The sequence below is a fragment of the Stenotrophomonas sp. 3(2025) genome, assembly GCF_052665395.1.
This window is the reverse complement of sequence record NZ_JBQOIF010000013.1, coordinates 1-13,325: the sequence shown is the minus strand read 5'-3', so window position 1 is coordinate 13,325 and position 13,325 is coordinate 1. Positions and strand designations below refer to the sequence as shown.

Below are 13,325 nucleotides of genomic sequence, written 5' to 3'. Positions count from 1 at the left end.
CGCCGAACCAATCCATACTAGCGAGTATGGTTATGTCCCCTACTCCCGCTGCATTCCATGACCTGCGCCTGGACGCCGCCCACGGCGCCTCGCTGGCGGCAACCGCCAGCACCTCCGGCCGTCGCGGGCGCGTCCTGTTCGCGCATGGATTTGGCCAGACCCGCCATGCCTGGACGACCGCGGCCAGAGCACTATCGGCCGCAGGCCTGCAGACTCTGGCCTACGATGCCCGCGGTCACGGCGATTCCGACTGGAATGCGCCCGACCTGGCTTATCACGGCGAGCAGTTCGCCGATGACCTGATCGTGCTGGCCGGCGAACAGCCGCGCCCGCCGGTGCTGGTGGCCGCCTCCATGGGCGGCCTGTTCGGCCTGTTGGCCGAATCGCGCTGGCCCGGCCTGTTCTCGGCCATGGTGCTGGTGGATATCACCCCGCGCTGGGATACCGCTGGCGTCGAACGCATCCTCGCCTTCATGACCGCGCATCCGGAAGGATTCACCTCACTGTCGCAGGCGGCTGATGTGATCTCGGCCTATGTGCCGCATCGCCCGCGCAAGTCCGAAGATTCACTGCGCGCCCTGCTGCGCGATGACGGCCACGGCCGCTGGCGCTGGCATTGGGACCCGCGCCTGGTGGCCGAACTGGCCCGTGACAGCGAGCAGCACCAGGATGCACTGGCCGAAGCGGCGCGCCAGGTGAAGTGCCCGCTGCTGCTGGTCAGCGGTGGCCGCAGCGATCTGGTCACCCCGCAGACGGTGGCCGAATTCCTGGCATTGGCGCCACACGCGCGCCACGTACAGTTGCCGCAGGCCACGCACATGGTCGCCGGTGATGACAACGACGCCTTTACCGCTACTGTGTTGGACTATCTGGACGTGTTGCCCGCAGCGGATGCTGCAGCTTCGTCCGCCATAAACGAGCACGTCACCGGAGCACGCTCATGAGCCTCGTCATTCCCTTCCTCGCCCTGCTGCTGGCAGGCGCGTTCGTCGCCTACCACCGCATGCGCCTGCTGACCTGGACGCTGATCAGCGTGGCCCTGCTGGTGGCCTGCTGGTTCATCCCCTACGTCAACCAGACCGCCACGATCGTCGCTGCCGCGATACTGGCCGTGATCGTCGTGCCGCTGTTGCTTCCGTTCATCCGCAAGCCGCTGCTGACCGGCCCGATGATGAAGGTGTTCCGCAAGGTGCTGCCGCCGCTGTCGCAGACCGAGCGCATCGCCCTGGAAACCGGCTCGGTCGGCTTCGAAGGCGAACTGTTCACCGGTGATCCTGACTGGAACATCCTGCTGAACTACCCCAAGCCGCAGCTGACCGCTGAGGAACAGGCCTTCCTCGATGGCCCGGTCGAACAGCTGTGCACGATGGTCAACGACTGGGAGATCACCCACGTCCATGCCGACCTGCCGCCGGAACTGTGGGCCTTCATCAAGAAGAACAAGTTCTTCGGCATGATCATTCCGAAGGAATACGGCGGCCTGGGCTTCTCCGCGCTGGCCCACCACAAGGTGATCCAGAAGCTGGCCTCGGTGTCTTCGGTGGTCAGTTCCACCGTCGGCGTGCCCAACTCGCTGGGCCCGGGTGAACTGCTGGTGCATTACGGCACCCAGGAACAGAAGGACCAGTATCTGCCGCGTCTGGCCGATGGCCGCGAAGTGCCCTGCTTCGGCCTGACCGGTCCGTTCGCCGGCTCCGATGCGACCTCCATTCCCGACTACGGCATCGTCTGCAAGGGCGAGTGGAACGGCGAGCAGGTGCTCGGCGTCAAGCTGACCTTCGACAAGCGCTACATCACCCTGGCGCCGGTCGCCTCGCTGATCGGCCTGGCCTTCCGCATGTACGATCCGGATGGCCTGATCGGCCAGACCCGCGACATCGGCATCACCCTGGGCCTGCTGCCGCGCGAGACCGCCGGCGTCGAGATCGGCCGTCGCCACTTCCCGCTCAACTCGACGTTCCAGAACGGCCCGATCCGCGGCAAGGACGTGTTCATTCCGCTGACCCAGCTGATCGGTGGCGCTGCGATGGCCGGCAAGGGCTGGAACATGCTCAACGAGTGCCTGGCCGTGGGTCGTTCGATCACCCTGCCGTCCACCGCCAGCGGCGGTGCCAAGGCCGGTGCCGCAGTCACCGGCGCCTATGCGCGCATCCGCAAGCAGTTCGGCCTGTCGGTCGGCCGCTTCGAAGGTGTGGAAGAAGCGCTGGCCCGCATCGGTGGCAAGGCGTACAAGATCAGCGCGCTGTCGCAGGCCACCGCCGCTGCTGTGGACCGCGGTGACGTGCCGTCGGTGCCGTCGGCGATCGCCAAGTACCACTGCACCAACATGAGCCGCGAAGTGATCTCGGACGTGATGGACGTGATCGGCGGCAAGGGCATCATTCTGGGGCCGCGCAACTTCGCCGGTCGCAGCTGGCAGGCCGCGCCGATCGCCATCACGGTGGAAGGCGCCAACATCATGACCCGCAGCCTGCTGATCTTCGGCCAGGGCGCGATCCTCTGCCACCCGTGGGTGCTGAAGGAAATGAAGGCCGCGCAGGACCCCGACACCCGTGCCGGCCTGCAGGACTTCGACCGCAGCCTGTTCGGCCACATCCGCTACGGCATCTCCAATGCCGTTCGCTCGTTCTGGTTCGGCCTGACCGGCGCACGCTTCGGCGCTGCCCCGGGCGATGCCTACACCCGCCGCTACTTCCGCAAGCTGGACCGTTACTCGGCCAACCTGGCGCTGATGGCCGACATCTCGATGATGACGCTCGGCGGCAAGCTGAAGTTCAAGGAATCGCTGTCTGGCCGCCTGGGCGACGTGCTGAGCCATGTCTACATGACCAGCGCCATGCTCAAGCGCTACCACGACGAAGGCGCCCCGCAGGCCGACCAGCCGCTGCTGGCCTGGGCCTTCCATGACAGCGTGCACAAGATCGAGGAATCGCTGTCGGCCGCCCTGCGCAACTTCCCGATCCGTCCGATCGGCTGGTTGATGTGGGCACTGATCTTCCCGCTGGGCCGTCGTGCCGAGGCCCCGGGTGATCGCCTGAGCCGTCGCGTGGCTGCGCTGCTGATGGCCCCGAACGAAGCCCGCGACCGCCTCGCCAGCGGCGTGTTCCTGACCCCGTGCGAGAACAACCCCGGTGGCCGCATCAACAGCTACCTGAGCAAGGCGATCATGGCCGAGCCGGTGGAGCGCAAGTTCCTGAAGGCGCTGAAGAGCAAGGGCATCGAGGCGCTGGATTTCAAGGCGCAGCTGGACGAAGCCGTCGCCGAAGGCGTGATCACCCAGGACGAGCGCAGCCTGCTGGAAGAGCTGCGTACGCTGACCCTGGACACCATCACCGTGGACGATTTCGACACCCACGAACTGCGCGCGGCCAGCTACTACGACCGCCAGAACAAGGACCCGCACTCGCAGGCGGCCTGATCGCCCGCGACACGCGTTGCCTCGACGGCGGGCCTGGCCCGCCGTCGCTTTGTCCGCCGACCGGAAACCGCCATGTCCACGCCCCTGCTTTCGCTCTATCACCGCCTGCAGCGCTGGCCTGCCGGCACTTGGCTGTTCTCGCGCGCGGTGTGCTTCAAGGCACCCTATTTCGCCAGCATCGCCCCGCGCATCACGCGCCTGGAGAACGGCCGCTGCGAGGGCACGCTGGCCGACCGTCGCAAGGTGCGCAACCACATCGGCACGGTGCACGCGATCGCGATGTGCAACCTGGCCGAACTGACCGCCGGGCTGATGGTCGATGCATCGCTGCCCAAGGGCATGCGCTGGATTCCGAAGGGCATGCAGGTGCAGTACCTGGCCAAGGCGCGCGGCACGCTGCAGGCGACGGCATTGCCGGCGCAGCCGATCGTGGTGGCGACCGAAGGCTATGCGTTGCCGGTGACGGTGAGTGTCCGCGACCGCGCGGGGACGGAGGTGTTCAGCGCGGTCATCGACATGTGGGTGTCGCCGGCGAAGTGATGTTGCCGCGAACGGCGCAGCCCCTCGTGGGGGGATGCTGAAAAGCGGTTCATCGGTTGGGCCGGAGGGGTGGGATGCCCAGGGGACGCCGTGAATACGTCCCTGTAGGCTCGGGCGCGCCATCCATGGCGCTTACGCCCCTGCGCATCCCACCCCTCCGGCCTCTGACAGATCTCTGCGGCGTCCACCCACGCAAGAGAAAAAAGAAGAGCAAAAGCAAAAAGCAAAAGCGGCCCGGTGGCCGCTTTTTTCATGCGCGCAGAAGCCACGAGCGCAGCGACCCGCTGTTGCTCTTGATCTTCTTTTCTTCTCCGTGGGCTGGCCGCGCACGGAACCTGTCGGGGGTGGAACGGGTGGGCCGTGCAGGGGCGTTGGCGCCATGGATGGCGCCATCGAGCTTACAAGGACGTACTTGCAGCGTCCCCTGCACGGCCCACCCGTCCCACCAAACACATGAACTGCTCTACGCGACCAACCCACGAGGGGCTGCGCCGTTGGCCGGAAATCACGCCAGTGCGCGAAACACCAACGCCAGGATTGCCGGCACCGCCTGGATCATGAAGATGCGCCGGCTCACGCTGTAGGCGCCATAGCACCCCGCCACCACCACGCACACCAGCGAGAACGTCACCAGCACCGGCTGCGCCAGCACCATCCCCACCACGATGCCCGCCGCCAGGAAGCCGTTGTACAGGCCCTGGTTGGCCGCCAGCACACGCGTGGTCTCCGCCTTCTCCGGTGAATTGCGGAACGTCTTCAGGCCCAGCGGCCGGGTCCACAGGAACATCTCCAGCACCAGGAAATAAACGTGCAGCAGGGCGACCAGCAGAGGCAGGGCGAGCGCGATCCAGTACATGGGCGGTTCCTTGGACAGGGATGGAGAATGGGGTCAGATCCCTTCCACTGCGAGACAGGGATCTGACCCCGGGAAATCAACGGTCGCGCGGCAGCTTCTTTTCTTCGCGCAGCACACCGAACGCCGCCAGGGTCATCAAGCCGGCGACGACCACGCCACCGACGAACACCACGTGCGAACCGAACAGCGACAGCCCCTTGTGCAACCAGGCGAAGCTCAGGTCGGCGCCGCGGTACACCACCGTGTCGATCGCCGCGCCGGCCTTGTAGCGCCACTGCCGGTCCACGCGGGTGTAGATGGTTTCACGGGCCGGTTTGGCCAGGGCGAACTCGCTGGCGCGGGTCATCACCTGCACCACCGCCACCATCAGCGGCATCGGCGATGCGGCCAGCACCGAGAAGCCGATCAGGATCGCGAAACCGGGAATCAGCAACGCCGGGGCGATCCCGTGGCGCGACAGCAGCCAGCGGGTCAGCCCGAGCTGCATCAACAATGCCAGCGCGTTCACCGCCAGGTCGATGCGCGAGAAGAAGGCAGTGGCAGCGCCTGCATCGTTGAACGAGGCACGCACGATGCTGGCCTGCTGGTTGTACAGCAACGTGCCGACACCCACGCCGAACAGCACCATGATCGCCAGCCAGCGCAGCAGGGGTTCGCGCGCGATCAGCTTCAGGCCATCAAGCACGCTGCCGCCCATCGGCTGCTCGCCCGACACCAGCTGCTGCTCACGCTCGCGCAGTACCGCCCAGTGGCGCAGGCGCCAGATGCACAACAGGCACACCGCCAGGAAGCCGGCCGAAACCAGCATCAGGTTGGCAATGCCCACCCGCTGCACCAGCGCACTGGTGATGATCGGGCCGAGGAAGGCGCCAACGGTGCCGGCCGCACCGATGTAGCCGTACCAGGCCCGCGCCTGCGCGTTGGAGAACACATCGGCCATGAAGCTCCAGAACACCGCGACCGCAAACAGGTTGAACACGGTGATCCAGAAGAAGAACGCCATGCCGCGCCCGGGGACGCCGCTGTCGAACAGTGCGTAGAAGCCCAGCAGGGTGGCAATGAAGAATCCGTACACCGCCGGCAGGAACACCCGCCGTGGGAAGCGGCTGACCAGCCAGCCATAGACCGGCTGCAGCACCAGCATGATCACGAACACGCAGGAGAACAGGAACTGCAGGACGAAGTCCTTCAGGGCGATCCCATGGCTGGCGAACCAGGCGATCAACGCCGCCGGGAACACCGTCTCCAGGTCGGCCGAAGCGGCCATCGCCTCGCGTACCGGCCGCAGCACGTAGTAGCCGCTGAGCAGGCAGAAGAAGTACAGGAAGGACCACCACAGTGCCGGCGACTCGCGCAGCGCGGCCAGCAGGCCCTTCAGTGCCCCGCTTTCACGCGCCGCGCTCACGCGGCTCCCCTCGCCCGCAAACGGCGGTTGGACAGCGGCATGGCAGGCTCCGGGGGCAGTGAAGCGCGTACGTTATCCAATGCACTGCAACATCGCCAGCGCAGGCGGCGCCGATGGCTGCAACGCAGTGTCACGGACCGGCCCGGCGGACACCTTGTGATACACGCTTTTCTGGCGTCAAAAATCCAACTTTTTCAACGAGATGCGCATTCATCTTCGCTTTGTTTGTGCACAGGCGAAAAGCGGCGCTAGAATCATCCCCAGCAGTCGCGCACGGGTTCCAACCGATGAAAAAGAACAGCCTGCGTCGTCCGATCCGTTCGGCGGCCACCGGTTTGCTGGGCATGTTGATGCCCCTTGCCTTGTCCACCACCGCGCAGACCCCGCCGGCGTTGCCGCCGATGCCGACCAACATCGAAACCGCTGCCGGTGGCGCCGTCGCCCACACCCAGCCTGCGGCCTACCGTACCGGGCTGGTGCCGCAGGTGCAGTTGCCCGCTGCTGGTTTCAACGTCGCCAACATCGAATCGATGGCGCAGCAGCTCACCTATGGCGAGCGCGTGCCGGGCATGGCAGTGGCCATCGTGCAGGGCGGCCGCGTGCTCAGCGCGCGCGGCTACGGTGTCACCGACGTCAACAACCCGTTGCCGGTCGATGCCCACACCGTGTTCCGCCTGGCGTCGCTCTCCAAGGCCTTCGCCGGCACCATGGCCGGCCTGCTGGTCAACGATGGCACCCTGCGCTGGGACAGCAAGGTCACCGACTACGTGCCGGGCTTCCGCCTGAACTCGCCGGAGGCCACCGACCGCCTGACCGTGGCCGATGTACTCAGCCACCGCGTCGGCCTGCCGTACAACGCCTATGACCGCGACATCGAAGGCAATGCCGAGTACTACGCGCTGACCCAGAAGCTGGCCAACACCAGCCTGAAGTGCCTGCCGGGCGACTGCTACGCCTACCAGAACGTGGCCTTCAGCCTGATCGGCGACGTCGTGTATGCCGCCTCCGGCAGCTTCTACGAGCAGTCGGTCGAACGCCGCATCTTCAAGCCGCTGGGCATGAACGATGCCAGCCTCGGCCTGGCCGGCATCCAGGCCAGCTCGCGCTGGGCGCGCCCGCACGTGCGCAGCCGCAACGGCTGGGTCTCGCTGACGCCGAAGCCGACCTATTACCGCGTCGCCCCTGCTGCCGGCGTCAACGCCAGCGCCAGTGACATGGCGCAGTGGTTGCTGGCCCATACCGGCCACCGCCCGGACGTGCTGCCGGCGCCACTGCTGGCCACGCTGCACTCCAGCCTGATCAACACACCGGGCGAGATGCGTTCGGGCTGGCGCCGCGAACGCCTGCATTCGGCCGGCTACGCGCTGGGCTGGCGCACCTTCGACTACGCCGGTCACGATGTCGTGTTCCATGCCGGCGCGGTGCAGGGCTACCGCGGCCTGGTTGCACTGGTGCCCGAGCGCGACCTCGGCATCGCCATCATGTGGAACGGTGAAAGCGGCCTGCCCAGCGGCCTGCTGCCGACCGTGCTCGACGCAGCCCTCGGCCTGCCGTCGCAGCGTTGGCTGGACGTGGACACCGACTTCGGCAGCGACAACCTGATGGCCGAGGGCGCCGCCCCCGCACAGCAGGACAAGCGCAAGGGCAAGGGTGCCTCGGGCAACCGCGCGGTGGCCTCGCCGCGCTGAGCTGGCGAGCTCGACGTTGAAGAAGGGCGGCCCTCGGGTCGCCCTTTTCGTATGTGCTTGCGCGTCCTCCACGTGGCGCCACGCCCTGACCGATCGTGCAGGAGGCTAGTGGGCGAAGTAGTGCATTCCGCCATCCACCGGAATCACCGCCCCGGTGATGTACCCCGCCAACGGCGACGCCAGGAACGCAACCAGGTGCGCGACCTCCTCTGGTTCGCCGAAACGCCCCATCGGGATGTTGCGGGCGATGAACTCACGCCGGCTCTCTTCGGTGGGGTGCAGCCGGTCCAGGATCTGCGCGCTGTTGATCCGCCCCGGCGCGATCGAATTGACGGTGATGCCCTCACCCGCCACGTCGCAGGACAACCCCTTGCTCCACAGATGCAGCGCCGCCTTTGCCGGGCTCGCGGCATTCACCGCACGCGGCTCCATCGACCCGCTGAGGTTGATCACACGCCCCCAGCCATTGGCCCGCATCGACGGCAGCAACGCCTGCGTCAGCCGTCGTGCCGCCGAGAAGTTCAGTGCCATCGCCTCGTCCCACACCTCGTCTGCTGCGGCCACCCCGGCCAACCGTGCGCCACCGGCGGCGTTGACCAGGATGTCCACGCGCTGCAGCGCCTGCAGCGAGGCGTTGGCGATGCGCTGCACATCGTTGGCGTCGGTCAGATCGCCCAACAGCATGATCGGTGGCGGCCCACCTGCCGCCTCGATCGCGGCTGCCACCGATTGCAGCGGCGCCTGCCGCCGCGCGGTGATCGCCACACGCACACCCAGCGTTGACAGTACCTGCGCAACACCTGCGCCGATGCCGCTGCCTGCGCCGGTGACCAGCGCGGTACGTCCTTCAAGATCCAGTTTCATGTGTTGCCCTGCCAGGTTCTGCCGGCCCCTCTGGCCGTGTGGTCATGCTCTTTGAATACCCTCGATTGATAAACTCCGGCCAGGTTTCAACATTCAGAACCCGGGGTGTCAGATGAACCTGTTGGAGAGCATGCAGGTCTATGTGCTGGCCGTGGAAAAAGGCAGCCTGAGTGCCGCTGCTTCGGTACTGGACATCTCCGCGACGATGGCCGGCAAGCACCTGCGCGCCCTGGAAGAACGGCTGGGCATGCAGCTGTTGAGCCGCACGACCCGTCGGCAGCACATGACCGCTTTCGGTGAGGCCTACTACGGCCGCTGCAAGGAGATCCTGCGCCTGGTGGAGGAAACCGATGCGCAGGCCCAGCATCACCATCTGGCACCGGCGGGCACGCTGCGGATCAGTGCACCGGTGATCTTCGGCACGCATGCGCTGGTGCCGGCACTGTCGACCTACATGGACCGCTACCCCGAGGTCAGTGTCGAACTGGTCCTGACCGATCGCGTGGTCGAACTGGCCGATGAGGGATTCGAGGCCGCCATCCGCATCGGCACGCTGGCTGACACCACGCATCTGGTGGCGCGCCCGCTCAGCCCCTATCGGCTGACCCTGTGTGCGTCACCGGCCTATCTCGCACGGCATGGCACGCCGCACAGCGTGCAGGCACTGCGACAGCATCAATGCCTGTCGCTGGACCCGGCTGCGCTGTCGCACTGGCTGGGCAACGAAGTGGCATTGCCAGCGCCGCCTCCGGGACGGTTGCAGATCAACAACGGCGAAGCGTTGCGCCAGGCCGCGCTGCAGGGCCAGGGCATCATCCTGCAGTCGAGCCTGCTGCTGGCAGCAGACATCGATGCAGGTGGGCTGGTCCCGTTGCTGCCGGAACATGGCCGGCACGGTCGGCCCATGCACGTGGTCCATGCGCACGACCGCTATCACTCGACCCGGCTGCGCAGCTTCGTGGATTTCCTGGTCGAACGGTTTCCCTGCGACGCAGCGGGTGAACGCAGCTGGCCAGGCGCAGGCAGCCCATAAAAAAACCCCCTCCCCGCTGGGCAGTCGGGGAAGGGGTCTCAGGGTACGGCTATCGGGAAGTACTTAGATCAGCGGTGCCGGAGTTGCCGGAAGGGCCACCGGAGCGGCCTTCTTCTTGCGGGCGGCTGGCTTGCGCTTGGCAACCTTCTTGGCAGCCTTCTTCGGGGCAGCCTTCTTGGTCGCCTTCTTCGCAGTCTTCTTCACTGCCTTCTTGGCGGTCTTCTTTGTCGCCTTCTTCACTGCCTTTTTGGCGACCTTCTTGGCCGGCTTGCGGGCAGTGGTCTTCTTGGCGGCTTTCTTGGCAGTCTTCTTGGTGGCCTTCTTGGCTACCTTCTTGACGGCCTTCTTCGCGGTCTTCTTGACGGCCTTCTTGGCAGCGGACTTCTTGGCTACCTTCTTGGCCGCCTTCTTCACTGTCTTCTTCGCCGTGGCCTTCTTGGCGACCTTCTTGGCAGCCTTCTTCACTGCCTTCTTGGCGGTCGCCTTCTTCGCGACCTTCTTCACTGCCTTCTTGGCAGCGGCCTTCTTGGCGACTTTCTTCACCGCTTTCTTGGCGGCGGGCTTTTTCTTCGCAGCTTTCTTGGTTGCCATGGTGATGGCTCCTCGTCAGTGATAGGGAGTTGAAACGCCCAGGTGGATCAAACCCGCCCATGCTGCGTGCGGGGACCGCCGGCGCGTCAGGCGCGCCGTTACGGATGCGGTGATGCCCGCCACGATCGGCGGAGCAGGCATCGGAACAGGGGTCGCCTTGCATTTCTCGAGGGGAAGCGGGGCCATCTCCACCGTCGTCAGGATCGCGGTGGTCTTCGAGGGGCTGCTTCGCATCGGACGATTGATTCTGCGCACTCGGTTTGGCAGGCAAGGTCTGCTGAGGCGAAACCTAATCACGGTTTTTTTTACTGTCAACAACCCCCGCGAAAAATTTTCACATCCGCCGCGTCCCGGAAGCCCTTCCCGCGCCTGCCGATGTTCCTCCGCGAGCGACGGCAAACACTGCATCGCGCATCGTCGCTGCCATCAACTGCGCACGAACAGCGAAGAAAAAACACTTGAAATAAGCACTCTGCGTCATGTAGGGGTCTGAAGCGGAACGCCACGCGGCGACGCGGCCATGCATGGCAACGCACGCGCCAACGCCAGCACAACGGACCTGCAACAAGGCCAAAAACTTTTCACATCCGGGCGCGCCGCCGCGGGGGTGGAAACGCGGATTTGCGCAAAACTGCGCACGCCTTTTGCCCGCGCTCAACACCGACTGATGCCATGGCGATGGCATGCAGCGAACCGGCCGGCATAAGTTCGAAGCCTCCTCCAAAACGAAAACGGCCACCCGAGGGTGGCCGTTTTCGTACCGGGGAAACGACGACTCAGTGCTCGTCGTCTTCCAGGCCTTCGGCGTACGCGTCCGGGTCCAGCAGCTCGTTGAGCTCGTCGCTGTTGGACACTTCGACGACGAACATCCAGCCATCGCCGTAGGCGTCTTCGTTGATGGTTTCCGGCTTGTCGGCCAGTGCCGAGTTGACCTCGACGATGGTGCCGCTGATCGGGCTGTAGACGTCGGAGGCGGCCTTCACCGACTCGACGACCGCGATCTGCTCGTTGGCCTTGGCGGTCGCGCCGACTTCCGGCAGCTCGACGTAGACCAGGTCACCCAGCAGGCCCTGGGCGTGGTCGGAAATACCGACGGTCACGCGGCCATTGCCTTCGACACGGGCCCACTCATGGGATTTGAGGAACTTGAGGTCGCCGGGGATCTCGCTCATGGGACTGCTCCAGAGATATGCAGGGGGTGGAAAAAACGGGGCTAGTGTAACCAACCGGCCGCCACTGCTGGCAGTGACGACCGGCACGTTTGGATCACGCGTCGGTGAGCACGCCGGGCTGGGCCTGGCCTTCGCGCACGAACGGGAACTTGACCACCCGCACCGGCACCTGACGGCCGCGGATGTCGACGGTGACCTGGCCGAGTTCACCGGCCGGCACGCGCGCGAATGCGATGCCCTTGGCCAGGGTCGGCGAGAAAGTGCCGGACAGGATCTCGCCCTGGCCGCCGGCGGTGGTGACCGCCTGCCCATGGCGCAGCACGCCCTTCTCATCCATCACCAGGCCGATCATCTGACGTGCGTTGCCGGCGGCCTTCTGCGCCTCCAGCACGTCGCGGCCGATGAAGTCACGGCCTTCGTCCAGCGACACCGTCCAGGCCAGCGCCGCTTCGTAGGGGCTGATCGCTTCGTCCATGTCCTGGCCGTACAGATTCATGCCGGCTTCCAGGCGCAGGGTATCGCGCGCGCCGAGACCGGCCGGCTTCACGCCGGCAGCAAGCAAGCGGTTCCAGAACGCGACCACGGCATCCTGCGGCAGCAGGATCTCGAAACCGTCTTCGCCGGTGTAGCCGGTGCGGGCGACGAACAGTTCAACGCCGTCGTCTGACTGCACCTGCAGCGCGGCGAAGCGGCCGAGCTTGCCCAGCGACTCACGGTCGGCTTCGCGGGCCAGGCCGATGACGATGTCGCGCGCCTGCGGACCCTGCACGGCGAGGATCGCCAGGTCCGGACGCTGTTCGACCGAGACGTTGAACGGCGCAGCCTGCTCGCGCAGCCACGCCAGATCCTTCTCGCGGGTGGAGGCATTGACCACCATGCGGAAGAAGTCCTCGCCCAGGTAATAGACGATCAGGTCGTCGATGACGCCGCCCTGCGGATTCAGCATGCACGAGTACAACGCCTTGCCGGTGGCCTTGAGCTTGTCGACCGAGTTGGCCAGCAGGCGGCGCAGGAACGGCTTGACCTGGTCGCCGCGCAGGTCGACCACGGTCATGTGGCTGACGTCGAACACGCCCGACTCACGACGCACCAGGTGGTGCTCGTCCAGCTGCGAGCCGTAGTGGATGGGCATGTCCCAACCCCCGAAATCGACCATCTTGGCGCCAAGGGCGCGGTGGGTATCGTTGAGCAGCGTCTTCTGGGTCATGACCGGGTCCGGCAGCAGAGGAAACAAGAACGCGCATTATCCCAGATCGGTCGGCCGCAGGTCGCGCCGCAGCGCAGCGGGGGGATGTTGGCCGGCCTGCGGCCGGCGGGCGCTTTCTACAAGCCAGGCAACGGCAACAGCAACGGCAACGGCAACGGCAACGGCCAAAGCGTATCGGCTCGGCGACGTCTGTGGGCTGGTGGGGCGATGTGGGGTTGCGGGACACGCCGCAAGTACGTCCGTGTAGGCTCGTAGGCGCCATCCATGGCGCCTGCGGTCCCTCCACCCCACACCGCCCCACCCCGACAGGTTCCTGATGACGGGACGGAAGGCAAGAGCGGTTGTGGATGTCGATACATATAAGGAGAGGGGCGGGATTTCTTTTCCTGCGGAAAAGAAATCCTGCCCCGGCCATGACCTGCGAGCGCAGCGACCCGCTTCTGCTTTGCTCTTATTTTCTTTTTCCGTGGGTGGACGCCACCGGGAACTGTCAGAGGTCGGGCGGGTGGGCTGTGCAGAGGGCGCCGCAAGTACGTCCTTGTAGGCTTGGC

Annotated in this window: 12 protein-coding genes; 6 read left to right on the top strand and 6 right to left on the bottom strand. The window is 65.8% G+C overall.

Annotation, left to right across the window (positions count from 1 at the left end):
• Window positions 1–26 precede the first annotated feature (26 nt).
• From ACUXVE_RS11500 to ACUXVE_RS11490, 3 genes are all read left to right on the top strand, one after another.
• Window positions 27–944 (top strand): alpha/beta fold hydrolase, encoded by a 918-nt coding sequence (locus ACUXVE_RS11500; protein ID WP_222388541.1) that lies wholly within the window; start codon window positions 27–29, stop codon window positions 942–944.
• Window positions 941–3,418, top strand: a complete 2,478-nt coding sequence (locus ACUXVE_RS11495) for an acyl-CoA dehydrogenase (protein WP_222388540.1) — start codon at window positions 941–943, stop codon at window positions 3,416–3,418. The genes ACUXVE_RS11500 and ACUXVE_RS11495 overlap by 4 nt, the downstream gene beginning before the upstream one ends.
• Window positions 3,419–3,490: 72 nt before the next feature.
• Window positions 3,491–3,958 (top strand): hotdog fold domain-containing protein, encoded by a 468-nt coding sequence (locus ACUXVE_RS11490; RefSeq protein WP_025877801.1) that lies wholly within the window; start codon window positions 3,491–3,493, stop codon window positions 3,956–3,958.
• 505 nt (window positions 3,959–4,463) lie between these two features.
• Here the strand turns inward: ACUXVE_RS11490 and ACUXVE_RS11485 are convergent.
• Together ACUXVE_RS11485 and ACUXVE_RS11480 are read right to left on the bottom strand one after the other, a co-directional pair.
• Window positions 4,464–4,814 carry a DUF1304 domain-containing protein gene (locus tag ACUXVE_RS11485; protein WP_222388539.1) on the bottom strand — a complete coding sequence of 117 codons (351 nt, stop codon included), beginning with the start codon at window positions 4,812–4,814 and terminating at the stop codon, window positions 4,464–4,466.
• A 76-nt stretch (window positions 4,815–4,890) separates the two neighbouring features.
• On the bottom strand, window positions 4,891–6,219 hold the full coding sequence (locus ACUXVE_RS11480) for an NTP/NDP exchange transporter (protein ID WP_445514437.1): 1,329 nt from the start codon (window positions 6,217–6,219) through the stop codon (window positions 4,891–4,893).
• Between the two features lie 287 nt (window positions 6,220–6,506).
• Here ACUXVE_RS11480 and ACUXVE_RS11475 point away from each other — a divergent pair, with 287 nt between their 5' ends.
• On the top strand, window positions 6,507–7,907 hold the full coding sequence (locus ACUXVE_RS11475) for a serine hydrolase domain-containing protein (protein WP_093818681.1): 1,401 nt from the start codon (window positions 6,507–6,509) through the stop codon (window positions 7,905–7,907).
• A 105-nt stretch (window positions 7,908–8,012) separates the two neighbouring features.
• On the opposite strand, the gene ACUXVE_RS11470 is transcribed toward ACUXVE_RS11475, so the two are convergent.
• Window positions 8,013–8,771 carry an SDR family NAD(P)-dependent oxidoreductase gene (locus tag ACUXVE_RS11470; protein ID WP_222388537.1) on the bottom strand — a complete coding sequence of 253 codons (759 nt, stop codon included), beginning with the start codon at window positions 8,769–8,771 and terminating at the stop codon, window positions 8,013–8,015.
• Between the two features lie 112 nt (window positions 8,772–8,883).
• Between ACUXVE_RS11470 and ACUXVE_RS11465 the strand changes: the two genes are divergently transcribed.
• On the top strand, window positions 8,884–9,804 hold the full coding sequence (locus tag ACUXVE_RS11465) for a LysR family transcriptional regulator (RefSeq protein ID WP_093818683.1): 921 nt from the start codon (window positions 8,884–8,886) through the stop codon (window positions 9,802–9,804).
• Between the two features lie 63 nt (window positions 9,805–9,867).
• Here ACUXVE_RS11465 and ACUXVE_RS11460 read toward each other — a convergent pair whose 3' ends face one another.
• Window positions 9,868–10,395, bottom strand: coding sequence for a hypothetical protein (locus tag ACUXVE_RS11460; protein WP_025877789.1), 528 nt, complete (start codon window positions 10,393–10,395; stop codon window positions 9,868–9,870).
• A gap of 112 nt (window positions 10,396–10,507) precedes the next feature.
• Between ACUXVE_RS11460 and ACUXVE_RS11455 the strand changes: the two genes are divergently transcribed.
• Window positions 10,508–10,888 carry a hypothetical protein gene (locus tag ACUXVE_RS11455; RefSeq protein ID WP_222388535.1) on the top strand — a complete coding sequence of 127 codons (381 nt, stop codon included), beginning with the start codon at window positions 10,508–10,510 and terminating at the stop codon, window positions 10,886–10,888.
• Window positions 10,889–11,171: 283 nt separating this feature from the next.
• Here ACUXVE_RS11455 and gcvH read toward each other — a convergent pair whose 3' ends face one another.
• Both gcvH and gcvT read right to left on the bottom strand, forming a co-directional pair.
• Window positions 11,172–11,567 carry a glycine cleavage system protein GcvH gene (gcvH, locus tag ACUXVE_RS11450; protein ID WP_059064838.1) on the bottom strand — a complete coding sequence of 132 codons (396 nt, stop codon included), beginning with the start codon at window positions 11,565–11,567 and terminating at the stop codon, window positions 11,172–11,174.
• Between the two features lie 94 nt (window positions 11,568–11,661).
• A complete protein-coding gene (gcvT, locus tag ACUXVE_RS11445; RefSeq protein ID WP_093818685.1) occupies window positions 11,662–12,774 on the bottom strand; it encodes a glycine cleavage system aminomethyltransferase GcvT in 1,113 nt (370 codons plus the stop codon).
• Window positions 12,775–13,325 lie beyond the last annotated feature (551 nt).

Coding starts and splice junctions, on each gene's coding strand:
- ACUXVE_RS11500 (WP_222388541.1), top strand. CDS start 27: ATGGTTATGTCCCCTACTCCCGCTGCATTCCATGACCTGCGCCTGGAC.
- ACUXVE_RS11495 (WP_222388540.1), top strand. CDS start 941: ATGAGCCTCGTCATTCCCTTCCTCGCCCTGCTGCTGGCAGGCGCGTTC.
- ACUXVE_RS11490 (WP_025877801.1), top strand. CDS start 3,491: ATGTCCACGCCCCTGCTTTCGCTCTATCACCGCCTGCAGCGCTGGCCT.
- ACUXVE_RS11485 (WP_222388539.1), bottom strand. CDS start 4,814: ATGTACTGGATCGCGCTCGCCCTGCCTCTGCTGGTCGCCCTGCTGCAC.
- ACUXVE_RS11475 (WP_093818681.1), top strand. CDS start 6,507: ATGAAAAAGAACAGCCTGCGTCGTCCGATCCGTTCGGCGGCCACCGGT.
- ACUXVE_RS11470 (WP_222388537.1), bottom strand. CDS start 8,771: ATGAAACTGGATCTTGAAGGACGTACCGCGCTGGTCACCGGCGCAGGC.
- ACUXVE_RS11465 (WP_093818683.1), top strand. CDS start 8,884: ATGAACCTGTTGGAGAGCATGCAGGTCTATGTGCTGGCCGTGGAAAAA.
- ACUXVE_RS11460 (WP_025877789.1), bottom strand. CDS start 10,395: ATGGCAACCAAGAAAGCTGCGAAGAAAAAGCCCGCCGCCAAGAAAGCG.
- ACUXVE_RS11455 (WP_222388535.1), top strand. CDS start 10,508: ATGCCCGCCACGATCGGCGGAGCAGGCATCGGAACAGGGGTCGCCTTG.
- gcvH (WP_059064838.1), bottom strand. CDS start 11,567: ATGAGCGAGATCCCCGGCGACCTCAAGTTCCTCAAATCCCATGAGTGG.
- gcvT (WP_093818685.1), bottom strand. CDS start 12,774: ATGACCCAGAAGACGCTGCTCAACGATACCCACCGCGCCCTTGGCGCC.